The sequence below is a fragment of the Pseudomonas sp. 5P_5.1_Bac1 genome, assembly GCF_025466015.1.
Taxonomy (GTDB): domain Bacteria; phylum Pseudomonadota; class Gammaproteobacteria; order Pseudomonadales; family Pseudomonadaceae; genus Aquipseudomonas.
Window position 1 is genome coordinate 299099 of the sequence record NZ_JANLNX010000110.1, and the last position, 26768, is coordinate 325866.

Genomic DNA, 26768 nt, shown 5'->3' on the forward strand with positions numbered 1-26768 from the left:
ACCGTTCAAGCTTCTATGTTGCGCCCACTCGAGGAGGGCAGGCGCATGACCAAGGGGCCGGGCTGCTCTGATTGCTACAGGATCGGAGGGGCCTAGGGGTACAAGGAGTGCCTCCGTCGAGGGCCGGGTCAGGAAGCAACGCCGGGAGTGGTCTGTCAGGGTGTCCCGTAATCCGGGATACCTTTGACGGGCTCTCCCGGCCGTATCCATTCCGGCAGCCCTTTCTTCCCGACAGATGGCAAATCCGCCACCCGCTCGTCTGTCCGGAAAAAATATTTTCGGCTTTTTCCTACATGCGCCGATGCGATTTTCATCCATTCGGATTGTCGAACACCTGCCTTCCGCACCTGCCGATTACCCTCCGAATCTGCCGCAATATGGCGGATTGATCGTATTCGGAATCCCGAACACCCCTTTCGCAACCCTCCTTGACGACCGTTTTTTGCCGAAAAACTCATGCCGATTCGGCATGGGGTACTCGTTTCCGGCATTAGACTAGGCCCCTCCACGCCTGAATAGTTGCGCCTTTTTTCGCCTGCCAGCGCTCATTACCGCTCGCTCGCGATGACCTTCTGCGGTGCCTTTGACTGTTGCCGAAGAAGTCTTCCAGACCCCTTTTAATAGCTCTGGAATGCTGGTTACAGCGCAATGCCCGTGTCCACTTGAACAAAAAGGTAATGACATGAAGAAGGCAAAACTGAGCCTCGCCTGGCAGATCCTCATCGGTCTGGTACTGGGTATCGCCATCGGAGCACTGCTGAATCATTTCAGTGCAGAAAAGGCATGGTGGATCAGCAATGTGCTGCAGCCAGCCGGTGACATCTTCATTCGCCTGATCAAGATGATCGTCATCCCGATCGTGATTTCGTCGCTGATCGTGGGTATCGCCGGGGTTGGCGATGCGAAGAAACTTGGCAGTATCGGCCTCAAGACCATCATTTACTTCGAGGTGGTGACCACCATCGCCATCGTCGTCGGCCTGGTCCTGGCCAACCTGTTCCACCCGGGCGCCGGCATCGACATGAGCACCCTGGGCACCGTGGACATCTCCAAGTACCAGGCCACCGCGGCCGAGGTGCAGCATGAACACGCGTTCATCGAGACCATCCTCAACCTGATTCCATCGAACATCTTCGCGGCGCTGATGCGCGGTGAAATGCTGCCGATCATCTTCTTCTCGGTACTGTTCGGCCTGGGCCTGTCCAGCCTCAACGCGGAAATCCGCGACCCGCTGGTGAAGACCTTCCAGGGCGTTTCCGAAGCCATGTTCAAGGTCACCCACATGATCATGAACTACGCCCCGATCGGTGTGTTCGCCCTGATCGCCGTGACCGTCGCCAACTTCGGCTTCGCCTCGCTGCTGCCGCTGGCCAAGCTGGTGCTGCTGGTGTACTTCGCCATCGCCTTCTTCGCCTTCATGGTGCTGGGCCTGGTGGCGCGCCTGTTCGGCTTCTCCATCATCAAGCTGATGCGCATCTTCAAGGACGAACTGGTCCTGGCCTACTCCACCGCCAGCTCGGAAACCGTGTTGCCGCGAGTGATCGAGAAGATGGAAGCCTACGGCGCGCCGAAGGCCATCTGCAGCTTCGTGGTGCCGACCGGTTACTCGTTCAACCTCGACGGTTCGACCCTGTACCAGAGCATCGCGGCGATCTTTATCGCCCAGCTCTACGGCATCGACCTGTCCATCAGCCAGCAGTTGCTGCTGGTGCTGACCCTGATGGTCACCTCCAAGGGCATCGCTGGCGTGCCGGGCGTTTCCTTCGTGGTCCTGCTGGCCACCCTGGGCAGCGTTGGCATTCCGCTGGAAGGCCTGGCATTCATCGCCGGTGTCGACCGCATCATGGACATGGCGCGTACCGCCCTGAACGTGATCGGCAACGCTCTGGCGGTCCTGGTCATCTCCCGTTGGGAAGGCATGTACGACGATGCCAAGGGCAAGAAGTACTGGGATTCGCTGCCGCACTGGCGCAGCAAGGAAGTGGCGGTGGCTGGCAAGGCCGTCAAATCCTGAGTCGTTTTCCTGCTGAATGAAAAAGCCCCGATTCGTCGGGGCTTTTTGTTTTCTGTGAGTTTGTAGGGGCCTTATCGCGAGGCAGCGTATCGGTAGGAGCGAGCTTGCTCGCGATAAGGCCCTGAAGGGGTCGCAACAGAGGACACTGGTTCTGCCGGCCGCTATCATTCAGCCCATCTTTGGGGGAGTTAACGGATGCTCAACGGCCTTTGGCTTGGTTTTTTCGTGGTGGCGGCCATTTCGGCCCTGGTGCAATGGCTGGTGGGCGGCAACGCCGGGGTCTTCGCGGCGATGGTCGAGAGCATCTTCGCCATGGCCAAGCTGTCGGTCGAGGTCATGGTCCTGCTGTTCGGCACCCTCACCCTCTGGCTGGGCTTTCTGAAGATCGCCGAGCAAGCCGGGATCGTCGAGTGGCTGGCCAAGGTGCTTGGCCCGCTGTTCCGCCGGCTCATGCCGGAAGTCCCGCCCGGCCATCCAGCGCTGGGCCTGATTACGCTCAACTTCGCCGCCAACGGCCTGGGCCTGGACAACGCCGCCACGCCCATCGGCCTCAAGGCCATGCGCGCTTTGCAGGAGCTGAACCCCAGCCCGACCACCGCCAGTAACGCGCAGATCCTGTTCCTGGTGCTCAACGCCTCGTCGCTGACCCTGTTGCCGGTGACCATCTTCATGTACCGCGCCCAGCAAGGCGCGATGGACCCGACCCTGGTGTTCCTGCCGATCCTCATCGCCACCACCGGCTCGACCCTGGTCGGCCTGCTCTCGGTGGCGGTGATGCAGCGCCTGCGCCTGTGGGATCCGGTGGTGCTCGCCTATCTGGTGCCCGGCGCCTTGCTGCTGGGCGCGTTCATGGCACTGCTGGCCGGGCTGTCCGCCACCGCGCTGGCCAACCTGTCGTCGATCCTCGGCAACCTGACCCTGTTCGGCCTGATCATGCTGTTCCTGCTGGTTGGCGCGCTGAAGAAGGTGAAGGTGTACGAAACCTTCGTCGAAGGCGCGAAAGAAGGCTTCGACGTCGCCAAGAACCTCCTGCCGTATCTGGTGGCGATGCTGTGCGCGGTTGGCGTGCTACGGGCGTCCGGCGCGCTGGAATTTGGTCTGGACGGGATTCGCCATACGGTCGAATGGCTGGGCTGGGACACCCGTTTCGTCGATGCCCTGCCCACCGCACTGGTCAAACCGTTCTCCGGCAGCGCGGCGCGGGCCATGCTCATCGAAACCATGCAGACCCACGGCGTGGACAGCTTCCCGGCGCTGGTAGCGGCGACGGTGCAGGGCAGCACCGAAACCACCTTCTACGTGCTGGCGGTGTACTTCGGCGCCGTCGGTATCCAGCGCACCCGCCACGCGGTGGGTTGTGCGCTGTTGGCTGAACTGGCCGGCGTGCTGTCGGCCATTGCGGTCTGCTACTGGTTCTTCGCCTGATAGCGGTTGCCCTCGGCTACGGTCCAGTCGAGCAACTGCGCCATCAACCGGTCAGTGACCTGGCCCAGGCCACTGACCACCGCCGGGATTTCCTTGTTGGCCTGTGGCTGGCGGACTTCGAAATGACGGCTGGCGAGGATGCGCTGGGTGCGCCCCTCCACCAGCCGCGCATCCAGGCGGATCACCACGCTGATGCCCTGGGCGCTGTATTCACTCTGGAATGCCTGTAGCTCGCCGACCAGTTCGTAGTCGGCTTGCAGGTTGCTGTCGTCGGCGCTCAGACGCGGCACCCGGCCATCGCGCTGGAAGGCATCGAGGATGCGATTGCGCAGCAGGGTCGGGGCCGGGTCGGTCCAGCGCGCGCCCTTGTAGCTGCTGATCTGGTCGCCCTGCGGCACCACGGCAATGCGCGGGACGTTGTAGACGTCGCTGGCCAGCGGCTTGTTCACCCGCAACGACCATCTCACCGGCGTGCTGGCTGACGGCGTGGCGACCGCCGCCGGCAGGCGATAAACCTCGGCGTTCTCGGCCTGGGGCAGGATCGAGCAGGCGCTGCTCAGGCTGATCAGCAGGGCCAGGGTCAGGCGGCTGGCGAGGCTCATGGCTCGAACTCCTTGTTTTGATCACGGCCGAGCAGGTAGCCGCTGGGGTTGGCTTCAAGGCGACGGGAAATCCCCTTGAGCGAGTTGAGGGTGTCACGCAGTTCGCGGATCGCCGGCGACAGCTCGCGGAAGCCTTGGGCACCGCTGTCGATGGCGTCGCGATTGCTTTCCAGCAGCGCATTGAGCGTCGCGGTGCTCTGCGCCAGCGAGCGCATCGCCTGGTCGGCGCTGTTGACGATCTGCGGGCCCTGGCTGCCAAGCAGCTTGTTGGCGTTGCGCATCAGCTCGCTGGTCTGCTCCAGCGTGGCGCCGGCCTGCTGGCCGATGGTCGCCAGTTCGCGGATGGCATGGCTGATGTCCTCGCGCTGCGCGGCGATGGCGCCGGTGGTTTGCTCCAGGTGTTCCAGGGTCGAGCCCAGGCGCGTGGCGTTTTCTTCGGAGAACAGGCGGTTGGCGTTGTGCAGCAGCAGGTTGATGTTGGTCACCAGGTCGCTGCTGTTGGTCAGCAGGCGGGCGATGGGCGATGGCGAGGCGATGATCACCGGCAGTTTGCCGCCCTTGCCCACCAGCGGCGGACTTTCCGGGGTGCCGCCGCTGAGCTGGATCAGCGAGGTGCCGGTGACGCCGGTCAGGGTCAGCTTGGCCTGGGTGTCCTGTTTCACCGGGGTTTCGGCGTTCAGGCGGATGCGCGCCAGTACCCGGCGCGGATCGGCGGGGTCCAGGTGCAGGCTGGTGACATCGCCCACTTTGATCCCGCTGTATTGCACGGCGCTGCCTTTGGACAGGCCGGTGACCGGCTCGTTGAACACCACCTCGTAGTCCTTGAAGGTGCTGTCGACGCTGGACTTGGCCAGCCACAGGCCGAACAGCATGGCGCCGGCCACCACCAGGACGGTGACCATACCGATCAGCACATGGTGCGCGCGGGTTTCCATTTCACTTCTCCTTCAGCGCTGTGGCGGCCTGATACGCCGCCCGGCCACGCGGGCCATGGAAATACTCGTGGATCCACGGGTCGTCAGTCTGGGCCACTTCGTCGATGGGCGCGGCCACCAGCACTTTCTTCTGTGCCAGTACCGCGACCCGGTCGCTGATGGTGTAGAGCGTGTCCAGGTCGTGGGTGATGAGAAACACGCTCAGGCCGAGGGCATCGCGCAGGGTCAGGATCAATTGGTCGAAGGCCGCGGCGCCAATGGGATCAAGGCCGGCGGTGGGTTCGTCGAGGAACAGGATGTCCGGGTCCAGCGCCAGCGCGCGGGCCAGGGCGGCGCGCTTGATCATGCCGCCGGACAGCGAGGCGGGAAACTTGTCCGCCGCCGATTGCGGCAGGCCGGCCAGGGCCAGCTTGACCCCGGCCAGGTGCTCGGCGTCGTCGCGGCTCAGGCCGGCGTGTTCGATCAGCGGCAGGGCGACGTTTTCGGTGATGGTCAGCGAGGAGAACAGCGCGCCCTTCTGGAACAGCACGCCGAAGCGCCGTTCGATCAGCGAGCGCTCGTTCGCGTTGGCGTTGGACAAGTCCTGGCCGAACACCCGCACCGTGCCTTCGTTGGGCCGGCGCAAGCCGATGATGCTGCGCAGCAGCACCGACTTGCCGCTGCCGGAGCCACCGACCACCGAGAGAATCTCGCCGCGGTACAAGTCCAGGTCGAGCTGCTCGTGCACGCTCTGGCTGCCGAAGCGGTTGCACAGGCCACGTACTTCGATCACCGCCTCGCGGGCGTCGGGCCGGCTCACCAGCCCATCTCCATGAAGAACAGCGCGGCCACGGCGTCGAGGACGATCACCACGAAGATCGACTGGACCACCGCCGAGGTGGTGTGGGCGCCCACCGACTCGGCGCTGCCGCTGACCTTGAAGCCTTCCAGGCAACCGATCGCGGCGATCAGGAAGGCGAAGAACGGCGCCTTGGCCATCCCCACCAGGAAGTGCTGCACACCGATGTCGTCTTCCAGCAGCGAAAGGAACATCGCCGGCGAGATGTCCAGCGACAGCGCGCAGACCACCCCACCGCCAACGATGCCGCAGAGCATCGCCAGGAACGTCAGCAGCGGCAGGGAGATGAGCAGCGCCAGCACGCGCGGGATCACCAGCAGCTCCACCGGGTCCAGGCCGAGGGTGCGGATCGCGTCGACTTCCTCGTTGGCCTTCATCGAGCCGATCTGCGCGGTGAAGGCGCTGGCGGTGCGGCCGGCCATGAGGATGGCGGTCAGCAGCACGCCGAATTCGCGCAGGAAGGAGAAGGCGACCAGATCGACGGTGAAGATGCTGGCGCCGAAGCTGGCCAGCACCGTGGCGCCGAGGAAGGCCACCACCGCGCCCACCAGGAACGTCAGCAGGGCGACGATGGGCGCGGCGTCGAGGCCGGTCTGCTCGATGTGCGCAACCACCGACGTGATGCGCCAGCGCTTGGGCTGCAGCGCGCGCCGGGCCAGGGTGGTGATGATCAGGCCGATGAAACCGAGCAACTGGCGGCTGTCCTGCCAGAGGGTATCCACCGCCGCGCCGATGCGCGCCATCAGTTGGGTCAGGACCGGAAGTTGGGTGTGGCGCGGCGGGATGCAGAATTCAGTCAGCGAGGCTTGCACGCTGTGCAGCAGGTGGCGGCTGGCGGCCGGCAGCGGGCTTTCGCTTTCCAGTTGCGCGAGACGCTCGGGGCCGAGCAACTCCACCAGCAGCGAGGCGCCGGCGGTGTCGAGCTTGCCGAGCTGGTCCAGGTCCACGGGGGTGTTGCTGTCGTACTGGCCGCTGAGGGCCGCAGTGCTCTGCTTGAGGCTGGCGTAGTTGGCCAGCGTCCAATCACCGCTGAGCCGCAAGCGCGGCGGGCTTTGGCTCGTGTCGAGAATGGCGCTGGCGGGGCTGGTAATACGGGTCATAGGCTCCGGAGGTCCATGGGCGCTTGAACGCAGCCTGATCGTCGCGCAGGCACTTTTCCTACAAAGCCCTGAGCATAGCGTCACTGTGTGGCGGATGCTTGACCATCATCAACCACGCGGAAGCGCAGGACGCCGATCACCTGGCCATCCTCGGTCAGCACCCGGACCTGCCAGCGCCCCACCGGGTTGGCCGGGAACACCTGTTTGTGGGTCCAGGCGCGGTAGCCTTCCTTACGCCCGCCATTGATATCGAGGGCGATGCGATCGACCTCTTTGCCGTTGAATTGCCAGACGTGATAGATGCGCTCGTTCAGCCCGCGCGGCGCCTTGATCGCGGTGTAGGCATAAAGTCCGGCGCTGCGGATCTGGCTGGCGCTGACCTGTTTGAGGCTGTCGCCGGGGGTGCGGTTCTGCAGTTGGCTGCTGATCGCCACCTCGGTCATCCACAGGGTCGCCGGCGGCACCCAGGAACGCAGCAACCAGCCGGCACCGCCGATCGAGAGGGTCACCAGCACCAACGCGATCGCCCGGCGCGCATTGTTGATCGGGAAGCTGCTGGCCAGGCTCGGGAAGGACAGCAACATCGACACCCCCAGCGCGAGCTTGAAGCTCTCGGCGGTGGTCAGGTGGAGGATGATCGGCAGCGCCGTGAGCATCGCGGCGAACAGCGTCAGGGTGTGCAGGGCGAGGAACAGCCAGCGCCGGGGCGCGACCCAGCGGTAGTAGAGCGGGTCGATGATCGACACCAGCCCGGCGGCGCCCAGCAGACCGGTGAAGATCAGTTGGCCGCTGTTCCAGGTGGTGGTGACGAAGAAGAACGGCAGGACGAAGAACAGGCTTTCCTGGTGGATCATCTGCGTCGCGTAGCGCAGCAGCGGTTGCGGGATTTCGCGCTTGAACAGGCGGGCGAACAACTGGGTGAAACTGTTTTCCAGCATCAGCCAGACCCAGCTCACCAGCATCAGGATCGCGACCCAACTGGCCAGGCTTTCCTGGCGATCGACCAGGATGAAGCTGCCGATACCGGAGAGGAAACCACCGAGTGCGATGACCCCGGGATAGCGCTTGATCAGTTCGATGAGGCGCTGGACGTAGATAGGCATGGGGACATTCGCAGAGGGCTGTAAGAAACGGTTACAAGAATACTCCGGTTTGGTCGATTTTGGGGCGGCAGAGCGGCATACAAAGACGCGCGTAGGAGCGAGCTTGCTCGCGATGGATGCCCGCCTATCCAGCGGACCTGCGCCGATACCAGGCAACCCCGCCACCCACCACCACAACCAACCCCAACACGCCCCACCAGAACAGTTCGTCATACCCCAGCAACGGCTTCTCCACCCGCACATACCCGGTGGTCTTGAACAATTCCCGCATCGCCTGGTTCGCCTCTTCCAGGCTCACCCCGCGCAGGCGCTGTTTCGGGTCGACGAAATGCCCATCGGCATAGGTGTTCAACGCGCCCCAGTAATAGTCCGCCAACGCGCTGTTGCCCTGGGTGGTCCAGGATTCGCGGTCGATGGCCGCCGCCTTGATCCGTTCGAAGGTAGACGGGTCGAGGCCCTCGTCACGCAGGCGCTTGATCAGGTCCTGCATCACCTCTTCCGCTTCTTCGACCTGATCGCGCTCCAGGTCGGCATTCAAGCTGAGCATGCCGCTGTCGCCAAAGGTCTCACGCTGGCTCCACGGTCCGTAGGACAGGCCGTGCTTGAGGCGCAGTTCGCTGTACAGCGCCCAGTCCAGATAGCGCTGGACCAGATCGAGGGTCTGGTCGTGCTCGTTGTCCAGCACCGGCTCCAGGAACAACCAACTCAGCCGCGCGCCGTTGCCCAGCAGGCCGCGCACCAGCGTGCGGTTTTCCTCGGCCTGCCGGCTGACGCCATCCAGCGCCCGCCGCTCGGCCGGCTCCACGGGCTCCAGCTCAGCCCAGGAGCGCTCGAGATAAGCCGGCAGCAGACGGTCGAGGCCGCCGACGATGATCAAGGTCATGTTGTTGGCCGCGTACCAGCGCTGGCGGATCTCGTCGACCTGTTCCAGGGTCATGTCGTCCAGATCGGAGCGCTCGGCGCATTTCAGGCCAAGCTCCACCGCCAACTGGTCGCTGGCGCGGTGACCGATGGCCTGACGGTCGAGCCAGCGTTGCAGGTGGGAGTAGTGGCCACCGTCTTCGCGCTCGATGATGCGCTTGGACTGCGCCAGCGCGTCGTCATCGAACTGGGTCTGCTGCAGCAAGGCGAGCAGCAGGTCGAGCACTTTGCGTTGGTTGCGGGCCGGCGCTTCGATGACGAAGGTGGTGTCGGCGCTGCTGGTGTAGGCGTTCCATTCCCCGCCGAGGGCCTGAAGGCGTTGTTCCAGGCCGCCTTCGCCGCTGTCGTCAATGCCGCTGAACAGCAAGTGTTCGAGCAGGTGCGGCAGTTCTTGCCGGTCGCAGGGAAAATCATCGAAGCCGATGCCGACCACCAGGCGGATCGACACATGGTCCCGTTCGTAGCCCGGTTTGAGCAGCACTTGCAGGCCATTGGGCAGCAGATAGCCCTCGACTTGCGTGCGGTCCAGGGCAAAGCCGGGCATGGCGCCCAGCAACAGGCAAACGAACATCAGGCAACGCATGCAGGGCTTCCTTGCAGAGTGTCGACGCAGTAAAGGGTCACGGCGAGTGGATCTCGTCCGGCACGGCGTCGATCAGCAAGCCGCCGGTGTCGTGTCCACCCAGTACCACATAGGCACTGCTGCAGAACAATGAGTTCAGTCGTTTCATGTCGGCGATCAGTTCCAGGTGCAGCGAGCTGGTCTCGATACTCTGCACCACCTTGCGTTGCAGGCGGCTGACGTGGGCGTGAGCCAGGCGCCGCTCCTGGGCGCGGAAGCGGCGTTTTTCCCGCAGTAGCTGGCGGGCGCTCTCCGGGTCGGCACTGAGGAACACCGACAGCCCCAGGCGCAGGTTGGCCAGCAACTGGCCCTGCAAGCCGGTCAGTTCTTCCAGGCCCACTTCGGAGAACTCGCGGCGCTGCGAGGTTTTCTGCTGCTGGATTTTGCGCAGCATGCGTTCGATCAGGTCGCTGGCCATCTTCAGGTTGATCGCCAGCTCGATGATCTCGGCCCAGCGCTGGCTGTCCTGTTCGCCGAGGTCTTCCCGCGGCATTTGCGCCAGGTACAGTTTGATGGCGTTGTACAGCGACTCGACATCGTCATGCAGGACGCGGATTTCCTGGGTCACGGCGGTCTGGGTGCCGCGCAGCACGCTGTTCATGGCTTCGAGCATGGTGTCCACCAGATCGCCCAGGCGCAGGGTTTCGCGCACGGCGTTGGCCAGGGCCAGGCTGGGTGTGGCGAGGGCGGTCGGGTCGAGGTGGCGCGGGGTGGTGTGGCCGTTGGTTTCCGGGCGTTCGGGCAGCAGCCAGCTGCAGGCCCTGGCCATCAGCTTGACCGTGGGCAGCAGGGTCAGGCAGCGCAGGCTGTTGTAGAGCAGGTGGAAACCGATCACCAGTTCGGCCGGGCTGAACGTCAGGCTGTCCATCCAGGCGACCAGCGGGGTCAGTAGCGGAATGGTCACCAGCAGGCCGATCAGCTTGTACAGCAGGCTGCCCAGCGCCACCTGGCGCCCGGCGCTGTTACGCATGCTGGTGCTGATAAAGGCCAGCAGGCCGCTGCCGATGTTGGCACCGATGACCAGGCCGATGGCGACCGGCAGGCCGATCACCCCGGCGCCGGCCAGGGTGGCGGTCAGCAGCACGGCGGCGAGGCTGGAGTAGGAAATCATGGCGAACATCGCGCCAATCAGGGCATCGAGGAGGATGTCGCCGGTCAGCGAGGCGAACAGGACTTTCACTCCTTGCGCGGTGGTGATGGGCGTCGCCGCCTCGACGATCAATTGCAGCGCCAGGATGATCAGCCCAAGGCCGATGCCCACGCGCCCGAGCTGACCGGCGCGGGTCTGTTTGCGCGACAGGAAGAAGATCACCCCGAGGAAGATCAGCAGCGGCGACAGCCACGACAGGTCGAGCGTCAGCACCCGCGCCATCAGCGCGGTACCGACGTCGGCGCCGAGCATGATCGCCAGGGCCGGGGTCAGCGCCATCAGGCCCTGGCCGACGAACGAAGTGACCAGCATCGCCGTGGCGTTGCTGCTTTGCACCATGGCGGTGACCAGAATGCCGGCGATGAACGCCAGTGGCCGGCGTGACATGTTCTGGCTGATTACCCGGCGCAGGTTTGAACCATAGACCCGCAGGATGCCGGTACGGACGATGTGTGTGCCCCAGATCAGCAGGGCGACGGCTGACAATAGATTGAGCAGGGTCAGCATGAACGGGCCCCCTGTGTGTCTGCCCCAGCGGGGCCAATGAATGTGCGCGGAGCCTGGCCGTTGGCAACGGCGGTTTTTTCCAGTGCTCACTTAAGCTTTAGTTCGCCAGAGGCCTTGGCGCCAGCAGGGTTGGCGGGTTCTGGCAGATAAAGCCGAGAAACCGCCGCTGTTGCCGCCACAATGAAAAAAGGCCCCGGAAGGGGCCTTGATTCAGCAACTGGCCAGTATTACTGACCCGGGATGTCCTTGCGAAGTTTCACCGGTTCGCTCTGTGCTTCTTTGCGTTTCTTCGCCATCGCCGTGCGCATGCGGATATTGACGGCTTCCACGGCCAGCGAGAAGGCCATGGCGAAGTAGACGTAGCCCTTCGGCACATGCACGTCGAAGGCTTCGGCGATCAGCACGGTACCGACCACCATCAGGAACGACAGCGCGAGCATTTTCAGCGACGGGTGCTTGTCGATGAAATCGCTGATGGTCTTGGCGCAGAGCATCATCACCAGTACGGCGATGATGATTGCCGCGACCATGACCGGCACGTGGGACACCATGCCAACCGCGGTGATCACCGAGTCCAGGGAGAACACGATGTCGATGATGGCGATCTGGATGATGGTGTACAGGAACTTGCCGCCGGCGCTCGTCGTAGTCTCGTCGGCGCTTTCGTCTTCGCCCTCGAGGCCGTGGTAGATCTCCTGGGAGCTTTTCCACAGCAGGAACAGGCCACCGAAGAACAGGATCAGGTCACGGCCGGAAATGCCCTGGCCGAAGACTTCGAACAGGTCGGCGGTGAGGCGCATGACCCAGGTGATCGACAGCAGCAACATGATGCGGGTGACCATCGCCAGGGCGAGGCCGAAGATCCGGGTGCGCTGCTGCATGTGCTTGGGCATGCGGCTGACCAGGATCGAGATCATGATGATGTTGTCGATCCCGAGCACGATTTCGAGTGCGGTCAGGGTGAAAAGGGCAACCCAGATTTCCGGGTTGGTCAGCCATTCCATGTTTGTTCCTTCAGGTGTATGACGTTGCGCGCCGGATCAGGCGCGCAAACGGGTTGGGTGGATCTGTTTACTAGAGGCTACTGAACAGCGGGAAAATTCCCATGAGCAGCGCGGCGAGCATTATGCATAGGCAGACTAGCACTGCCCACTTCAGGGTAAAGCGCTGGTGGTCGCCGAACTCGATGCCGGCCAGGGCGACCAGCAGGTAGGTCGACGGCACCAGCGGGCTGAGCAGGTGAACCGGCTGTCCGACGATCGAGGCGCGGGCCATTTCCACTGGCGAAATGCCGTAGTGGCTGGCGGCTTCCGAGAGTACCGGCAGCACGCCGTAGTAGAAGGCGTCGTTGGACATGAAGAAGGTGAACGGCATGCTCACGATCGCGGTGATCACCGCCAGGTACGGGCCCAGCGCGTCCGGGATCACGGCCAGCAGGCTCTTGGACATGGCCTCGACCATGCCGGTGCCGGACAGGATGCCGGTGAAGATACCGGCGGCGAAGATCAGCCCGGTTACCGCCAATACGCTGCCGGCGTGGGCGGCGATGCGGTCTTTCTGCTGTTGCAGGCATGGGTAGTTGACGATCATGGCGATACTGAAGGCGATCATGAACAGCACCGGCAGCGGCAGCAGGCCGGCGATCAGCGCGACCATCAGCGCGGCGGTCAGGGCGCCGTTGAACCACAGCAGTTTCGGGCGGCGGGCGTCCGGGTATTGGGAAACGGTGATTTCGCTGTGGTCGATCTCGTCACCCGGCAGGTGCAACTCGCCGAGACGGGCGCGCTCGCGCTTGCCGTACATGTAGGCAATGGCCAGGATCGCCACGACACCGGCGAGCATGGCTGGGATCATCGGCACGAAGATGTCCGAAGGGTCCACGTGCAGCGCGCTGGCGGCACGGGCGGTCGGGCCGCCCCACGGGGTCATGTTCATCACCCCGCCGGCGAGGATGATCAGGCCGGCCATGATCCGCGGGCTCATGCCCAGGCGGCTGTACAGCGGCAACATCGCGGCGCAGCAGATCATGTAGGTGGTGGCGCCGTCACCGTCGAGCGAGACGACCAGGGCCAGCACCGCGGTGCCGACCGAGACTTTCAGCGGGTCGCCCTTGACCAGCTTGAGGATCTTGCGCACGGCCGGGTCGAACAGGCCGGAGTCGATCATCAGGGCGAAATAGAGAATGGCGAACATCAGCATCACGCCGGTTGGGGCGAGCTTGCTGATGCCTTCCAGCATCATCGGGCCGATCTTGCTGGAAAAGCCGCCGAACAGGGCGAACAGGATCGGTACCAGGATCAGCGCGATCAAGGCCGACAGGCGCTTGGTCATGATCAGGTACATGAAGGTGATGACCATGGCGAAGCCGAGGAAGGTCAGCATGGGGGTACTCCAGGCGTAGTGCGTCGGGACAGGGACGTGACGGACGGATCAGCGGGCGAGGCGCTGTGTCTGGAGTAGCGGGGGGAAATCAGGGCGCAGGAAGGTACGGAAGGACATCAGAATCACCATTGTTCTTGTTGATTGGGCCGGGCTCGGTAAATCGGATGCCCTGGCGCGCCGGTCGCTATGCCGGTGGTGAGGCGATGCTAAGGGGCTAAGCTTTCAGCCAGCTTTCGAGGGTTGAAAGGTGACGAGAGGTATTTTTCGGGACTGCCTTCGCGAGCAAGCTCGCGCCTACAAGGCAATGGTTACCCTGTAGGAGCGAGCTCGCTCGCGATGAGGCCCCAAGAACAACGGCTGAATCTGCATCAACAAGGAGTGCTGAACAAATGACTCAATTCCACGAGGGCGGCTGCCACTGCGGCGCCCTGCGCTACCGGGCCGAAGGCCCGCTCACCGATGTCGCCCACTGTCATTGCTCGATCTGCCGACGGGTCACCGGCGGTTTGCTGGTCACCTGGGTCACCGTGCCCTGCGGTGGCTTCCAGTGGTTGACCGGAACCCCGCAGCGCTACGACTCGTCCGCCAGTTGCGTGCGTTATTTCTGCAGCCGTTGTGGCGCGCATCTGGCCCTGACCACCGACCTGAGCCCGGAAACCATCGATATCACCGTCACCACGCTGGATGATCCGGAATCCGTGCCGCCAAACCGGCATATCTGGACCGAGAGCCGCTTGCCCTGGCTGCACCTGGACGAACAGTTGCCCAGCGAGCGGCACGAATCACTCTGAGGCCTAAGGCAGTTCTAGCCCGCCCGCGGCCTTGTGCAAGGCCCGCAGGTGCTCGCCGAGCTGTTTGATATTGGCCTCCACCGCTTTGATCTGCGCCGCCCGCTCCGGCCCGAGCAAGGCGCGCACTTCCGTGTCCAGGTCCACGCTCAACGCCTGCAACTGTTGCTGGCGCTGGCTGCTGCTCTGCTCCAGTTGCTGGCGCTCGGCGGGCTGCGGCAGGCCATAGCCGCCCTCCCCCAGCAATTCCGCCGGTTTGCTCAGGAAGCCACTGTTGGCGAGGATCTGCTGCAAGGTGTTGTTGGCCTTGGCCACGCTGCCGTCCTCCAGCGCGCGCCCGGTCAGGTAGCGTTGCTTGACCTCGTCCTGGGCCAGCAGCAACTGCCGGCGCAGTCCGGCCTGTTCCAGCAGCAGCAAGGCGGCGCTGGTGCGCAGGTCGGCGCGGTCGAACCACGGGCGACGCTGTTCGGCGCTCTGTTCCAGCCAGCTTTCGACGCTGTCGGCGGGGACCGGCAACTGCTTCTTGAGAATCTGGAACATCGCCTGGTAGCGATCACGGTAGGAATCAAAGCGATAGCCCAGGCGCAGCGCCTCGCGCGGGTCGTCCAGCACGCTGGTATCGGCCAGACCGCGGCCCCTGAGCACTTCCAGCAGGCCGTTGGGCATGATGTTGTCGAGGCTGGTCAGGCGCGGGTTGGCGGTGCCGCTGCGCAGCAACTTGAGGGTTTCCACCGCGCAGTTGTTGGACAGGAAGAAGTAGTTGCCGTCGTAGCTCCAGTGCATCTCCAGTGCCTGACGCACCAGGGCCTCGAGCTCCTCGCGGGACAGCTTCAGCGGGATCGACGCGAGGCTGCGCAGCTCGGTCTTGGTGTATTCATCGATGACCTGTCCCAGCGGCAGTACGAACAGTCGCGACGGGTAGGCACCGACCAGGCCATCCCAACTGGACAGTTGAACATCGTTGACGAACGCCCGATACGACAGCACCAGATGCTGGTCCAGATCGAGACGGCAGTCCGGCCCGCGTGGCCGGCCAGGGGCGCAGATCACCAGGCGCAGCATGCTGTGGCCCCAGCGGCTGACCCAGTTCTGGTTGGCTTCGGCCAGCAGGTAATCGACCGCATAGACGCGCTCCGGGTCGATCTGCCCCAGCGGTTGCTTGGCGAAGTCGTTGCCGGCATTGAGGAACGGCAGCGCCGGTTCGCAGGCCGGATGCGCCGGCGCCCAGCCGAAGTGCTTGCTCAGGTAAGCCTGCAAGGCCGGGCGGCGGCAGGCATAGCTCGGGTCGAGGAGAAAGTACTCCATGTTGACCGCGATGAATTCCTTGGGGCTACTCAGCTCATAGCTGTCCGGGCTGCGGGCGATCTGGCGATTGTGCTGCTCGCGTTCGCCGCGACGGCCAACGTATTGCGGCCAGCCGGCAAGGTCGAGCAGGCGCGGATCATCGCTGAGGGTGAAGCGGCGTTCGGGCTGGCCGCGGCATTCATCACGCAGCCCCACCTTGCCCTGGCTGTCATTCTGGCGTTTGCAGCGGACGATCAGTCGCCGCTCGTCGTCGGGCCAAAGCCGGGCACGGTCGTAGATATGGGTGGTTTCGTGGAGGACGGTGGCCAGCAATTCCTGGCGCACGGTGCCATGGGGGCGACCGGTCTTCTGTGTGACGGCACTGCCGTCGGTGAGGCTGGGCAGCAGGCGGCGATTGAGCGCCAGTGTGGACACCAGCGAGGCCTGGCCGTAGGCGTCTTCGGGCATGCGCGCGTCCCAACTGACCGTGATGGTGCGGTCGAGGCGGGTCTTGAAGCTGGGCGGAAGTTTCTCCATCGCTTCATCCAGCAGCGCCTGGGTGGCCTGGCGCTGGGATGAAGTCAGGCTGTCGTCCTGCAACACCAGTTGCAGGTCGGCCAACGCAGGGACGCTGAACAGTGCCAGTGCACCGCTCAGCAGCCAGTTACGCAGGGATTTCACAGGGCCAGGATGGCTTCGGCCAGGACCTGATCACTGGCCTGGCGCGCTTCCGGGACGCGCTGGCGCAGGGTGTCGAAAGCGGCTTCCAGTTGCGCGCCACGGATGTCGCCGTTGCTGGCGACGAAGCTGGCGGCATCGTCGCGGGCTTCGCGGACGACTTTCGAGTCGCGAATCGAGGTGGTGGTGTCGGACGTGAAATCGATCGAACGGCCAAAGGCGCGGACGATGATGTTGCTGGTGGCGACCACGGTGTGTGCCTGGGCTACGTCGGCCAGCAGCAGGAAGCCGAGGGTGGCGGCAATCAGCGGATTACGCATGGAACATCTCCGGAAAAACAGGTGTGGTCATTGGACGAGAATTGCCTGCGCCAGTTCAAGGTCGCCAGCATGAAGTTCGGGGTTTTCATGGCGCAATCGCTGGATGACCGCCTCCAACTGCGCGCCGCGCAACTGGCCGTCGCTGGCAATGAAGGCCGCGGCGTCATCGCGGGCGGCCAGAATCCACTTGCGGTCGAACGGCGCGGTGGTCACCTGGCTGGTGGCATAGCCGCTGACGACGAGTGTGGCGGTGGTCATATCGAAGGCCAGGGCGGTGCCGGGCCCGAACAGCACAAGCAGCAATGGCAGATAACGCATGGGGAAACAGTGCCTTCGGAATCGAGGCGGCAAAGGCTATCCCAATGTGCAAGCCCGGGCCAGAGCGGCTGGCCCGGGTGTTTTGCCTGGTGTTTCGAGGGCGGACGACCCGTGTCGGATCAGATCGCCAGAATCGCCTGGGCCAGTTGTGCGTCGCTGGCCTGCAGCGTTGGCTGTTGCTGGCGGATGTGGATGAAGGCGCTTTCCAGCTTCGCACCACGGATATCGCCGTTGCTGGCAACGAAGCTTGCGGCGTCGTCACGCGCGGCGCGGACGATCTTGTCGTCGCGGAACGAGGAGGACACATCGGAAGTGGCATCGGTGGAAGCGGCCACGGCACCTACAACGGCGTCGGTGGTGACAACGAAGCTGGTGGCCTGGGCAGTCGAGGCCAGGGCCAGCAAGACGGCGGCGCCCAGCAAGCGGGTACGGAACATGGTCGATCTCCTGAGTAGGGCTTTGGTCATCTGAATGTCAGACGCGCGCTCAGCTTATTGCGCTACGGGTGAGTCAAGCTGCGTGAAGCAAGCGTAACACGGGGTAAGCGAAACGGCGTCGGATGTAACTGTTATGGTCTTTTTTTGATTTGTGTAAATTGTACTGCTCTTGGGGCTAGGCGCTCTATTTCGCACCTTCCAGAACGAAAAAACCCGTCAGCAGTTACCTGCGACGGGTTTCTCGGAATTCGGTGCCGGCATTGGCCGGCGCTCCTGGCTTAACGCCAGAAAGGCTTGCTCAGCTCTTCGTAGCGCTGTGCTTCGCTGATACCGGCGTCGGCCAGCAGGCGGGCATCCAGACGGGCCAGTTGATGGCGGCTGGAGATGCGGCGCTGCCACAGCATCAGGTTAGCCAGCAGGCGCAGAGGCAGAGCGGCTTGGGATTGTTGAGCGTTGTTTTCGAAAATCAGATCGGAACTGAGGGTACGTTCCATGATGTCTTCCTTCCGCTTATGGCGGCATTGGCTAGTGGTTTAACTGATGCCAATGATCCTCCTCCGCCGTCCATAACAGTAGATACAGTTCACCTTGATTGTGAGGGTCCAGTTAACTGTTTAAGGGTGCTGTTGCACTCAAAATACGCGCAACTGTACTGGTCTGCGCACTTTTGGTGCATTTATAGTCAAGGGGAGGGTCGTGAGGTGGAAAAGCTGTGGGACATTACCGGTACAGTAGAACAGTTTTTGTGGATTTGAATGAGGCAACTGTACAGCCGGTGCGCATTGCGCGTCACCGGCTGCCAACTGTCATGGATCAACCGGCGAGCATGCGACCGGTTTCTTCCAGGTTTTCGTGCCAGGCCAAGGCCTCACGCAAGATGTGCGGGGTATGACCGCCACGCTCGCAGGCGCGGATGAAGTAGTCGTTCAGCGCCTCGCGGTAATCCGGGTGCACGCAGTTGTCGATGATCACCCGGGCTCGCTCGCGTGGCGCCAGGCCGCGCAGGTCGGCCAGACCCTGCTCGGTCACCAGGATATCGACGTCATGCTCGGTATGGTCCACATGGCTGACCATCGGAACGACGCTGGAAATCGCGCCGCCCTTGGCGATCGACTTGGTGACGAAGATGGCCAGGTGCGCGTTGCGGGCGAAGTCGCCCGAGCCGCCAATGCCGTTCATCATCCGCGTGCCGCAGACGTGGGTGGAGTTGACGTTGCCGTACAGGTCGAATTCCAGCGCGGTGTTGATGCCGATGATGCCCAGGCGACGGACCACTTCAGGGTGGTTGGAGATTTCCTGCGGACGCAGTACCAGCTTGTCCTTGTAGCGCTCCAGGTTGCCGAATACGTCGGCGTTGCGGCGGCTCGACAGGGTGATCGAACTGCCCGAGGCGAAGCTCAGCTTGCCGGCGTCGATCAGGTCGAAGGTCGAGTCCTGCAGCACTTCGGAGTACATGGTCAGGTCTTCGAACGGCGACTCGATCAGGCCGCACATCACCGCGTTGGCGATGTTGCCGATACCGGCCTGCAGCGGGCCGAGCTTGTTGGTCATGCGGCCAGCATCGACTTCCTGTTTGAGGAAGTTGATCAGGTGGTTGGCGATGCCCTGGGTTTCTTCATCCGGCGGCAGCACGGTGGACGGCGAGTCGGACTGGTTGGTGATGACGATGCCGACGATCTTCGCCGGGTCGATCGGGATCGCGGTGCTGCCGATGCGGTCGTCGACCTTGACCAGCGGGATTGGCGTGCGGGTCGGGCGGTAGGTCGGGATATAGATGTCGTGCAGGCCTTCGAGGTTGGCGTTGTGCGCCATGTTGATCTCGATGATCACGTGCTTGGCGAAAATCGCGAAGCTGGCCGAGTTGCCCACGGAAGTGGTCGGCACGATGTGGCCTTGCTCGGTGATCGCCACGGCTTCGATGACGGCGATGTCCGGCAGCTTGAGCTGGGCGTTGCGCAGTTGTTCGACGGTTTCCGACAGGTGCTGGTCGATGAACATCACCTTGCCTTCGTTGATGGCCTTGCGCAGGGTGCTGTCGACCTGGAACGGCATGCGCCGGGCCAATACGCCGGCTTCGGTCAGTTGCTTGTCCAGGTCATTGCCCAGGCTGGCGCCGGTCATCAGGCTGATTTTCAGCGGCGACTGCTTGGCCCGTTCGGCCAGCGCGTGGGGAACGGCCTTGGCTTCACCAGCACGGGTGAAACCGCTCATGCCGACGGTCATGCCGTCCTGGATCAGGGCGGCGGCGTCTTCCGCGCTCATGACTTTACTGTGCAGCGAGGACAAGCGAATGCGATCACGGTACATGGATTGTTATCTCGGGCTACTGAAGCTAGATGCGCAGTCTAGTGATTTCGCAAATGTTCGTCGCGCGACCAAGGTCGTAGGCGAAGCCCGGAAATAGAGCCTTCCGTCGGCGGGCCGGGGACGAAAAAGCCCCAGGCGTTACCGCGCTGGGGCTTTTTGTCACAGTACCGCGAGGGGCTTATTCCACCGCTTTGACCATGTCCTCGATGACCTTCTTGGCGTCGCCAAAGACCATCATGGTCTTGTCGAGGTAGAACAGTTCGTTGTCCAGGCCGGCATAGCCGCTGGCCATCGAGCGCTTGTTGACGATGATGGTCTTGGCCTTGAAGGCTTCCAGGATCGGCATGCCGGCGATCGGCGACTTCGGATCGTTCTTCGCCGCCGGGTTGACCACGTCGTTGGCGCCGAGCACCAGCACCACGTCGGCCTGGCCGAACTCGGAGTTGATGTCCTCCATCTCGAACACCTGGTCATACGGCACTTCGGCTTCCGCCAGCAGCACGTTCATATGGCCAGGCATACGGCCCGCCACCGGGTGGATCGCGTACTTCACAGTCACGCCGTTGTGGGTCAGCTTCTCGGTCAGTTCCTTCAGTGCGTGCTGGGCACGGGCCACGGCCAGGCCGTAGCCGGGAACGATGATCACGGTGTCGGCGTTGCTCAGCAGGAAGGTCGCGTCGTCGGCCGAACCGGACTTCACCGGACGGGCCTCCTGCGCGCCGGCCGGGCCGCCGGCATCCGCCGCACCACCGAAACCGCCGAGGATTACATTAAAGAAGGAACGGTTCATCGCCTTGCACATGATGTACGAGAGGATCGCACCGGACGAACCCACCAGCGAGCCTGCGATGATCAGCATCGAGTTGTTCAGCGAGAAGCCGATACCGGCCGCCGCCCAGCCCGAATAGCTGTTGAGCATCGACACCACCACCGGCATGTCCGCGCCGCCGATCGGGATGATGATCAGCACGCCCATGACGAACGCCAGGGCCAGCATGACCGCGAAGGCGGTGAGGTTGCCGGTGAAGGTGAACACCAGGCCCAGGCCGATAGTGGCCAGGCCCAGCACCAGGTTGAGCTTGTGCTGGCCGGCGAACTGTACCGGTGCGCCCTGGAACAGGCGGAACTTGTACTTGCCCGAGAGCTTGCCGAAGGCGATGACCGAACCGGAGAAGGTGACCGCACCGATGGCCGCGCCAAGGAACAGCTCCAGGCGGTTACCGGCGGGGATCGGGTCGCTGATGCTGCTGACGATGCCCAGCGATTGCGGCTCGACCACCGCGGCGATGGCGATGAATACCGCCGCCAGGCCGATCATGCTGTGCATGAACGCCACCAGCTCCGGCATCTTGGTCATTTCAACGCGCTTGGCCATGATCGCGCCAGCGCTGCCGCCGACCAGCAGGCCGACCAGCACGTAGGCGATGCCGTCGGTGGCCAGCTCGGCGCCAAGCTTGTAGATCAGGCCGACGGTGGTGACCACCGCCAGCGCCATGCCGAGCATGCCGAACAGGTTGCCGCGGCGGGACGTGGTCGGGTGCGACAGGCCTTTCAGGGCCTGGATGAAGCACACCGAAGCGACCAGGTAGAGAAGAGTTACCAGGTTCATGCTCATTTTTACTTCTGCCCCTCAGCCTTCGCGGCCTTCTTCTTGAACATCTCCAGCATGCGCCGGGTGACGAGGAATCCACCGAATACGTTCACCGCTGCCAGGGCGACCGCGAGGGTGCCCATGACCTTGCCCAGCGGGGTGACGGTCAGGGCGGCGGCGAGCATGGCGCCGACGATGACGATGGCGGAGATGGCGTTGGTGACGGCCATCAGCGGGGTGTGCAGCGCGGGCGTGACGTTCCAGACCACGTGGTAACCGACATAGATCGCCAGCACGAAGATGATCAGGTTATAGACGCCGTGAGAGATCAGCATGTCTTCCATTGTCTGGCTCCTTATCCGTTCTTGCGGATGACCTGGCCGTCGCGGCACATCAGGCACGCGGCGACGATGTCGTCTTCGAGGTTGATCGTCAGCGCGCCGTCTTTGTCGAACAGCAGCTTCATGAAGTCCAGCAGGTTGCGGGCGTACAGCGCCGAAGCATCGGCACCGACCTGCGCGGGCAGGTTGGTCGGGCCGACGATGGTGACGCCGTTCACCTGTACCACCTGGTCGGCGACGGTCAGCGGGCAGTTGCCACCCTGCGCTGCGGCGAGGTCGATGACCACCGAGCCTGGCTTCATTTGCGCCACGGTCTCGGCGCTGAGCAGCGTCGGTGCCTTGCGGCCCGGGATCAGTGCGGTGGTGATGACGATATCGGCCTGCTTCGCGCGTTCGTGTACGGCTTGCGCCTGGCGCTGCATCCAGCTGGCTGGCATTGGTCGGGCATAGCCGCCGACGCCTACGGCGCATTCGCGTTCTTCGTCGGTTTCATACGGCACATCAAGGAACTTCGCACCGAGCGATTCGATTTGCTCCTTCACCGCCGGACGCACGTCCGAGGCTTCGATCACTGCACCCAGGCGCTTGGCCGTGGCAATGGCCTGCAGGCCGGCCACACCGGCACCGAGAATCAGCACGCGGGCGGCTTTCACCGTACCGGCGGCGGTCATCAGCATCGGCATGAAGCGTGGATAGTGGTGAGCGGCGAGCAACACAGCCTTGTAGCCGGCGATGTTGGCCTGCGAGGACAGCACGTCCAGGCTCTGGGCCCGGGAAGTGCGTGGCGCGGCTTCGAGGGCGAAGGCGGTAATGCCGCATTCGGCCATCTTGGCGATGAGTTCGTTGTTGAACGGGTTGAGCATGCCCGCGAGCACGGTACCGCTCTTGATCTGGCCCAGTTCGCTGTCGTCGGGCGCTACAACTTTCAGGACAAGCTGCGCGCCAAACGCATCGGCGGCGCTTCCCATGACGGCGCCGGCAGCCTCATAGGCACTGTCCGGGATGCTGGCGTTCAGGCCGGCTCCACGTTGCACAGTGACCTGATGACCCTGTCCCACCAGTTTCTTGATGGTTTCGGGAGTGGCAGCGACCCGTGTTTCGCCCGTCTGCGTTTCGAGAGGAACACCAATGTGCACGTCGTATTCTCCTGCGTGATCTTTTGTAGTTGAACCAGCGCACTACGGATGGTGCGTCTGGGCGGCCGATCAGCACGATCCCGCCTGAACGAGGCGGGGCGCGGCATTTTGCAAGCGATCCTTAATCGCTTCAATGGGTTCTGAATGGAAACGACAAACAAACTACAAGTCACCCTGTGACCGTATGTCGCAACGATTCGGCTCCAGCCCGTCAAATACGGGCTTTAGCGACATTAAAAGAAAAATTAAAAATTTTCTGACAATTTTCATGTTGGCCATGAAAAACGTCGTTTGAATGGCAGGAAAGCCCCGAAAACAGTGGGGTTTGACGGGGTTTTGAACGTGACTGAAACAGTTGTCGCCTATGCGACATTTACATACATCTGTAGGGCCTCGTGTTTATTGACTACTGGGTCAGTAATCCTGTTTCGTCCTTGTGGGCCGCGGCGTAGCGCTGAGCCTCGCTCACCAGCCAATCGCGAAAAGCACGCAAGGAAGCCGATTCCACCTTCCTTTCCGGGATCATCAGGTAATACGCCTTGATACTGGACAGCGCGTGCGGGTTGGCGATCACCAGGCTGCCCTCCCCCAGTTCGCGCTGGATCAGGAAGGGTGGAATCAGCGCCACACCCATCTCATGCATCGCTGCCTGGGCCAACATCGAGAATAGTTCATAGCGTGGGCCTGTCATGTCCCGGGCGACATTCATGTCCACACTGTCGAACCACTGGCGCCATGCGTAGGGTCGGGTGGTCTGCTGCAGCAAGGGCAATTGCGCGATGGTTTGTGGCGTCAGGTGAGGATGCGGGCCGAGCAGCGACGGACTGCACACCGGCACCGGGTTTTCTCCCATGAGGCGGTGGGATTGCGTACCGGACCAGTCGGCATCGCCAAAGTAGATCGCGGCATCGAAATGGGTGTCGGCAAACAGGAAGGGCCGCGTCCGGTTCGTGAGGTTGACCGTCACCTCCGGGTGGCGCTGCTGGAAGTCCTTCAGTCGCGGCAACAACCATTGCGTGCCAAAGGTCGGCACGACCGCCAGCTCGATCACGTTGGCACCTTGCTGGCCCATCACCGACAGGGTGTCGCGCTCCACCGCATCCAGTTGTGTCGCCACTCGCCGGCTGTAGGACAAACCCGCTTCAGTGAGCTTCACCCCGCGCCGCGAACGGCGGAACAGTTCGACATTGAGGAACTCCTCCAGGCCACCGATCTGTCGGCAGACGGCGCCTTGGGTGAGTGACAGTTCCTGCGCCGCCTTGGTGAAGCTCTCGTGGCGGGCCGCGGCCTCGAAGCAGACGAGGGCCGTAGTGCTGGGGATCTTGCGCCGCATATACGTCAACCTCACTAATCACCGGTGGAAATGGCCTCTCAGCCTGCCACGGAGTGAGAAAACATCACAAGAGTATGCGCAATCCTCGTTTGTCGCCCTGCCCGTTCAGGCCTAGGATCAATGCACGACAAAAACATCTCCCTTCCCTACTTCGAGGATTCCCTCATGGCCGGCAAAGCAAGCTTCAACTGGATCGATCCGCTGCTGCTCGATCAGCAGCTCACCGAAGAAGAGCGCATGGTGCGTGAAAGCGCTTTCCACTTCGCCCAGGACAAGCTGGCGCCACGCGTGCTGGAAGCCTTCCGTCATGAACAGACCGATCCTGCGATCTTCCGCGAAATGGGCGAAGTCGGCCTGTTGGGTGCGACCATCCCCGAGCAGTACGGCGGCAGTGGCCTGAACTACGTGTGCTACGGCCTGATCGCGCGTGAAGTGGAGCGTATCGATTCCGGCTACCGCTCGATGATGAGCGTGCAGTCCTCGCTGGTGATGGTGCCGATCAATGAGTTCGGTACTGAAGCACAGAAACAGAAATACCTGCCCAAGCTGGCCAGCGGTGAATGGATTGGCTGCTTCGGCCTGACCGAGCCGAACCACGGCTCCGACCCAGGCTCGATGATTACCCGGGCGAAGAAAGTCGACGGCGGCTATCGCCTGAGCGGCAGCAAAATGTGGATCACCAACAGTCCGATCGCTGACGTGTTCGTGGTCTGGGCGAAGGACGATGCCGGCGATATCCGTGGATTCGTCCTGGAGAAAGGCTGGCAAGGTCTGAGCGCGCCAGCGATTCACGGCAAGGTTGGCCTGCGGGCGTCGATCACCGGTGAGATCGTCATGGACAACATGTTCGTGCCGGAAGAGAACATCTTCCCGGACGTGCGCGGCCTGAAAGGTCCGTTCACCTGCCTGAACTCGGCGCGTTACGGCATTTCCTGGGGCGCCCTGGGTGCCGCCGAAGCTTGCTGGCACACCGCTCGTCAATACACCCTGGATCGTCAGCAGTTCGGTCGCCCGCTGGCGGCCAACCAACTGATCCAGAAAAAGCTGGCCGACATGCAGACCGAAATCACGCTGGGCCTGCAAGGCTGCCTGCGTCTGGGCCGCATGAAAGACGAAGGTACCGCTGCGGTGGAGATTACCTCGATCATGAAGCGCAACTCCTGCGGCAAAGCGCTGGAGATTGCCCGTCTGGCGCGGGACATGCTGGGCGGCAACGGCATCTCCGACGAGTTCGGTGTTGCCCGTCACCTGGTCAACCTCGAAGTGGTCAACACCTACGAGGGTACCCATGACGTGCACGCGCTGATCCTCGGTCGCGCACAAACCGGTATCCAGGCCTTCTATTAATAAGGAGCCAGCCCATGGGCGCGCTTTCTCATTTGCGGGTGCTGGATCTGTCCCGGGTGTTGGCCGGGCCATGGGCCGGCCAGATCCTCGCGGACCTGGGGGCGGAGGTAATAAAGGTCGAGCGTCCGGGTGCGGGCGATGACACCCGGGCCTGGGGCCCGCCCTTCCTCAAGGACGTCAACGGCGAGAACACCAGCGAAGCGGCTTACTACCTGTCCGCCAACCGTAACAAGCACTCGGTGACCATCGACTTCACCCAGCCAGAGGGTCAGCGCCTGGTGCGCGAGCTGGCAGCGAAGTCCGATATCGTCATCGAGAACTTCAAGGTGGGCGGGCTGAAAGCCTATGGGCTGGATCATGAAAGCCTGCGTCAGGTGAACCCGCAGCTTATCTATTGCTCGATCACCGGCTTCGGCCAGACCGGGCCATATGCCAAGCGCGCCGGTTACGACTTCATGATTCAGGGCCTGGGCGGGCTGATGAGCCTGACCGGGCGCCCCGAGGGCGAAGATGGCGCCGGGCCGGTGAAGGTCGGCGTAGCGCTGACGGACATCCTCACCGGGCTGTATTCCACGGTCGCCATCCTGGCCGCCCTCGCCCACCGCGATCAGCATGGCGGCGGGCAGCACATCGATATGGCGTTGCTGGATGTGCAGGTGGCTTGTCTGGCCAACCAGGCAATGAACTACCTCACCACGGGTACGCCTCCGCGGCGGCTGGGTAACGCACACCCGAACATCGTGCCTTATCAGGACTTTCCCACGGCAGATGGAGACTTCATCCTGACGGTGGGTAATGACGGCCAATTCCGCAAGTTCGCTGAGGTTGCGGGTCAGCCTCAGTGGGCGGACGATCCGCGTTTCGCTACCAACAAGCTGCGGGTAGCCAACCGCGCCGAGCTGATCCCGCTGATTCGCCAGGCCACGGTGTTTAAGACTACGGCCGAGTGGGTTAGTCAGTTGGAGCAGGCAGGTGTCCCTTGTGGGCCGATCAACGACCTGGCGCAGATGTTCGCGGACCCGCAAGTGAAGGCTCGAGGTCTGGCCATCGATATCCCTCATCCGTTGGGGGGCAGCGTTCCGCAGGTGGCCAGTCCTATTCGACTGTCCGAGACACCGGTGGAGTACCGCAATGCTCCGCCGCTGTTGGGCGAACATACCGAGCAGGTCCTGAGCAGCGTATTGGGGCTGGGGGCGGACGATATCCTGCGTTTGCGCGAGGCCAAGGTTCTTTAAGGCAGCGCTTCTATATATAGAAGCAATAAAACGGGGCCTCAAAAGCTGATTTGG

General features: G+C 63.0%; 24 protein-coding genes. 5 read left to right on the forward strand and 19 right to left on the reverse strand.

The window, feature by feature from the left end; genetic code table 11:
* The first annotated feature begins 682 nt into the window (after positions 1-682).
* Together gltP and NTD82_RS25895 are read left to right on the forward strand one after the other, a co-directional pair.
* The gene (gene gltP / locus NTD82_RS25890) at positions 683-2014 is read left to right on the forward strand and encodes a glutamate/aspartate:proton symporter GltP (RefSeq protein WP_095159033.1); all 1332 of its coding nucleotides are present in this window, start codon (positions 683-685) and stop codon (positions 2012-2014) included.
* Positions 2015-2209: 195 nt separating this feature from the next.
* A complete protein-coding gene (locus tag NTD82_RS25895; protein ID WP_095159032.1) occupies positions 2210-3439 on the forward strand; it encodes a nucleoside recognition domain-containing protein in 1230 nt (409 codons plus the stop codon).
* On the opposite strand, the gene NTD82_RS25900 is transcribed toward NTD82_RS25895, so the two are convergent.
* From NTD82_RS25900 to NTD82_RS25940, 9 genes are all read right to left on the reverse strand, one after another.
* Positions 3421-4041 (reverse strand): ABC-type transport auxiliary lipoprotein family protein, encoded by a 621-nt coding sequence (locus NTD82_RS25900; protein WP_262130789.1) that lies wholly within the window; start codon positions 4039-4041, stop codon positions 3421-3423. The genes NTD82_RS25895 and NTD82_RS25900 overlap by 19 nt on opposite strands.
* Positions 4038-4976, reverse strand: a complete 939-nt coding sequence (locus NTD82_RS25905; protein WP_262130790.1) for an MlaD family protein — start codon at positions 4974-4976, stop codon at positions 4038-4040. Before NTD82_RS25905 ends, NTD82_RS25900 begins: the two co-directional genes overlap by 4 nt.
* Before the next feature lies 1 nt (position 4977).
* A complete protein-coding gene (locus NTD82_RS25910) occupies positions 4978-5775 on the reverse strand; it encodes an ABC transporter ATP-binding protein (protein ID WP_095159029.1) in 798 nt (265 codons plus the stop codon).
* A complete protein-coding gene (locus NTD82_RS25915; protein WP_262130791.1) occupies positions 5772-6914 on the reverse strand; it encodes an ABC transporter permease in 1143 nt (380 codons plus the stop codon). The genes NTD82_RS25910 and NTD82_RS25915 overlap by 4 nt, the downstream gene beginning before the upstream one ends.
* An 80-nt stretch (positions 6915-6994) precedes the next feature.
* Positions 6995-8017 (reverse strand): DUF5924 family protein, encoded by a 1023-nt coding sequence (locus NTD82_RS25920; protein WP_095159027.1) that lies wholly within the window; start codon positions 8015-8017, stop codon positions 6995-6997.
* 124 nt (positions 8018-8141) lie between these two features.
* Positions 8142-9521 (reverse strand): M16 family metallopeptidase, encoded by a 1380-nt coding sequence (locus tag NTD82_RS25925; RefSeq protein ID WP_262130792.1) that lies wholly within the window; start codon positions 9519-9521, stop codon positions 8142-8144.
* 37 nt (positions 9522-9558) lie between these two features.
* Entirely contained in the window at positions 9559-11217 is a 1659-nt protein-coding gene (locus NTD82_RS25930) for a Na/Pi cotransporter family protein (protein ID WP_095159025.1), read from the reverse strand.
* A 227-nt stretch (positions 11218-11444) separates the two neighbouring features.
* Positions 11445-12221: a TerC family protein gene (locus tag NTD82_RS25935; RefSeq protein ID WP_095159024.1), complete on the reverse strand. Its 777-nt coding sequence runs from the start codon at positions 12219-12221 to the stop codon at positions 11445-11447.
* 70 nt (positions 12222-12291) lie between these two features.
* A complete protein-coding gene (locus tag NTD82_RS25940; protein ID WP_095159023.1) occupies positions 12292-13599 on the reverse strand; it encodes a CitMHS family transporter in 1308 nt (435 codons plus the stop codon).
* Between the two features lie 389 nt (positions 13600-13988).
* Here NTD82_RS25940 and NTD82_RS25945 point away from each other — a divergent pair, with 389 nt between their 5' ends.
* A complete protein-coding gene (locus NTD82_RS25945; RefSeq protein WP_095159022.1) occupies positions 13989-14390 on the forward strand; it encodes a GFA family protein in 402 nt (133 codons plus the stop codon).
* A 3-nt stretch (positions 14391-14393) separates the two neighbouring features.
* Here NTD82_RS25945 and NTD82_RS25950 read toward each other — a convergent pair whose 3' ends face one another.
* The 10 genes from NTD82_RS25950 to NTD82_RS25995 form a co-directional block, all read right to left on the reverse strand.
* Entirely contained in the window at positions 14394-16352 is a 1959-nt protein-coding gene (locus NTD82_RS25950; protein WP_262130793.1) for a DUF4105 domain-containing protein, read from the reverse strand.
* On the reverse strand, positions 16349-16669 hold the full coding sequence (locus tag NTD82_RS25955) for a DUF2388 domain-containing protein (protein WP_095159020.1): 321 nt from the start codon (positions 16667-16669) through the stop codon (positions 16349-16351). The genes NTD82_RS25950 and NTD82_RS25955 overlap by 4 nt, the downstream gene beginning before the upstream one ends.
* Positions 16670-16696: 27 nt before the next feature.
* On the reverse strand, positions 16697-16987 hold the full coding sequence (locus NTD82_RS25960; protein ID WP_262130794.1) for a DUF2388 domain-containing protein: 291 nt from the start codon (positions 16985-16987) through the stop codon (positions 16697-16699).
* 119 nt (positions 16988-17106) lie between these two features.
* Positions 17107-17424, reverse strand: a complete 318-nt coding sequence (locus NTD82_RS25965) for a DUF2388 domain-containing protein (protein WP_262130795.1) — start codon at positions 17422-17424, stop codon at positions 17107-17109.
* A 278-nt stretch (positions 17425-17702) separates the two neighbouring features.
* Entirely contained in the window at positions 17703-17918 is a 216-nt protein-coding gene (locus NTD82_RS25970; protein WP_095159017.1) for a DUF1127 domain-containing protein, read from the reverse strand.
* A gap of 319 nt (positions 17919-18237) precedes the next feature.
* A complete protein-coding gene (locus NTD82_RS25975; RefSeq protein ID WP_262130796.1) occupies positions 18238-19731 on the reverse strand; it encodes an acetyl-CoA hydrolase/transferase family protein in 1494 nt (497 codons plus the stop codon).
* A gap of 178 nt (positions 19732-19909) precedes the next feature.
* On the reverse strand, positions 19910-21346 hold the full coding sequence (locus NTD82_RS25980) for an NAD(P)(+) transhydrogenase (Re/Si-specific) subunit beta (protein ID WP_095159015.1): 1437 nt from the start codon (positions 21344-21346) through the stop codon (positions 19910-19912).
* Positions 21347-21348: 2 nt separating this feature from the next.
* Entirely contained in the window at positions 21349-21666 is a 318-nt protein-coding gene (locus NTD82_RS25985) for an NAD(P) transhydrogenase subunit alpha (RefSeq protein WP_009403440.1), read from the reverse strand.
* Between the two features lie 11 nt (positions 21667-21677).
* Complete coding sequence (locus NTD82_RS25990; protein WP_095159014.1) at positions 21678-22799, reverse strand: Re/Si-specific NAD(P)(+) transhydrogenase subunit alpha; 1122 nt, start codon at positions 22797-22799, stop codon at positions 21678-21680.
* Positions 22800-23205: 406 nt separating this feature from the next.
* On the reverse strand, positions 23206-24132 hold the full coding sequence (locus tag NTD82_RS25995) for a LysR family transcriptional regulator (RefSeq protein WP_262130797.1): 927 nt from the start codon (positions 24130-24132) through the stop codon (positions 23206-23208).
* A 165-nt stretch (positions 24133-24297) separates the two neighbouring features.
* Here NTD82_RS25995 and NTD82_RS26000 point away from each other — a divergent pair, with 165 nt between their 5' ends.
* On the forward strand, positions 24298-25479 hold the full coding sequence (locus NTD82_RS26000) for an acyl-CoA dehydrogenase (protein WP_262130798.1): 1182 nt from the start codon (positions 24298-24300) through the stop codon (positions 25477-25479).
* A 14-nt stretch (positions 25480-25493) separates the two neighbouring features.
* Positions 25494-26714: a CaiB/BaiF CoA transferase family protein gene (locus NTD82_RS26005; protein ID WP_262130799.1), complete on the forward strand. Its 1221-nt coding sequence runs from the start codon at positions 25494-25496 to the stop codon at positions 26712-26714.
* The last annotated feature ends 54 nt before the right edge of the window (positions 26715-26768 follow it).

Excerpts from the sequence above, each read along its gene's own strand:
- NTD82_RS25995 (WP_262130797.1), bottom strand. The coding sequence starts at position 24,132 with ATGCGGCGCAAGATCCCCAGCACTACGGCCCTCGTCTGCTTCGAGGCC.
- NTD82_RS26005 (WP_262130799.1), top strand. The coding sequence starts at position 25,494 with ATGGGCGCGCTTTCTCATTTGCGGGTGCTGGATCTGTCCCGGGTGTTG.
- NTD82_RS25940 (WP_095159023.1), bottom strand. The coding sequence starts at position 13,599 with ATGCTGACCTTCCTCGGCTTCGCCATGGTCATCACCTTCATGTACCTG.
- NTD82_RS25960 (WP_262130794.1), bottom strand. The coding sequence starts at position 16,987 with ATGCGTTATCTGCCATTGCTGCTTGTGCTGTTCGGGCCCGGCACCGCC.
- NTD82_RS26000 (WP_262130798.1), top strand. The coding sequence starts at position 24,298 with ATGGCCGGCAAAGCAAGCTTCAACTGGATCGATCCGCTGCTGCTCGAT.
- NTD82_RS25955 (WP_095159020.1), bottom strand. The coding sequence starts at position 16,669 with ATGCGTAATCCGCTGATTGCCGCCACCCTCGGCTTCCTGCTGCTGGCC.
- NTD82_RS25920 (WP_095159027.1), bottom strand. The coding sequence starts at position 8,017 with ATGCCTATCTACGTCCAGCGCCTCATCGAACTGATCAAGCGCTATCCC.
- NTD82_RS25975 (WP_262130796.1), bottom strand. The coding sequence starts at position 19,731 with ATGTACCGTGATCGCATTCGCTTGTCCTCGCTGCACAGTAAAGTCATG.
- NTD82_RS25985 (WP_009403440.1), bottom strand. The coding sequence starts at position 21,666 with ATGGAAGACATGCTGATCTCTCACGGCGTCTATAACCTGATCATCTTC.
- NTD82_RS25945 (WP_095159022.1), top strand. The coding sequence starts at position 13,989 with ATGACTCAATTCCACGAGGGCGGCTGCCACTGCGGCGCCCTGCGCTAC.
- NTD82_RS25935 (WP_095159024.1), bottom strand. The coding sequence starts at position 12,221 with ATGGAATGGCTGACCAACCCGGAAATCTGGGTTGCCCTTTTCACCCTG.
- NTD82_RS25900 (WP_262130789.1), bottom strand. The coding sequence starts at position 4,041 with ATGAGCCTCGCCAGCCGCCTGACCCTGGCCCTGCTGATCAGCCTGAGC.
- NTD82_RS25965 (WP_262130795.1), bottom strand. The coding sequence starts at position 17,424 with ATGTTCCGTACCCGCTTGCTGGGCGCCGCCGTCTTGCTGGCCCTGGCC.
- NTD82_RS25905 (WP_262130790.1), bottom strand. The coding sequence starts at position 4,976 with ATGGAAACCCGCGCGCACCATGTGCTGATCGGTATGGTCACCGTCCTG.
- gltP (WP_095159033.1), top strand. The coding sequence starts at position 683 with ATGAAGAAGGCAAAACTGAGCCTCGCCTGGCAGATCCTCATCGGTCTG.
- NTD82_RS25915 (WP_262130791.1), bottom strand. The coding sequence starts at position 6,914 with ATGACCCGTATTACCAGCCCCGCCAGCGCCATTCTCGACACGAGCCAA.
- NTD82_RS25930 (WP_095159025.1), bottom strand. The coding sequence starts at position 11,217 with ATGCTGACCCTGCTCAATCTATTGTCAGCCGTCGCCCTGCTGATCTGG.
- NTD82_RS25895 (WP_095159032.1), top strand. The coding sequence starts at position 2,210 with ATGCTCAACGGCCTTTGGCTTGGTTTTTTCGTGGTGGCGGCCATTTCG.
- NTD82_RS25925 (WP_262130792.1), bottom strand. The coding sequence starts at position 9,521 with ATGCGTTGCCTGATGTTCGTTTGCCTGTTGCTGGGCGCCATGCCCGGC.
- NTD82_RS25980 (WP_095159015.1), bottom strand. The coding sequence starts at position 21,346 with ATGAGCATGAACCTGGTAACTCTTCTCTACCTGGTCGCTTCGGTGTGC.
- NTD82_RS25970 (WP_095159017.1), bottom strand. The coding sequence starts at position 17,918 with ATGGAACGTACCCTCAGTTCCGATCTGATTTTCGAAAACAACGCTCAA.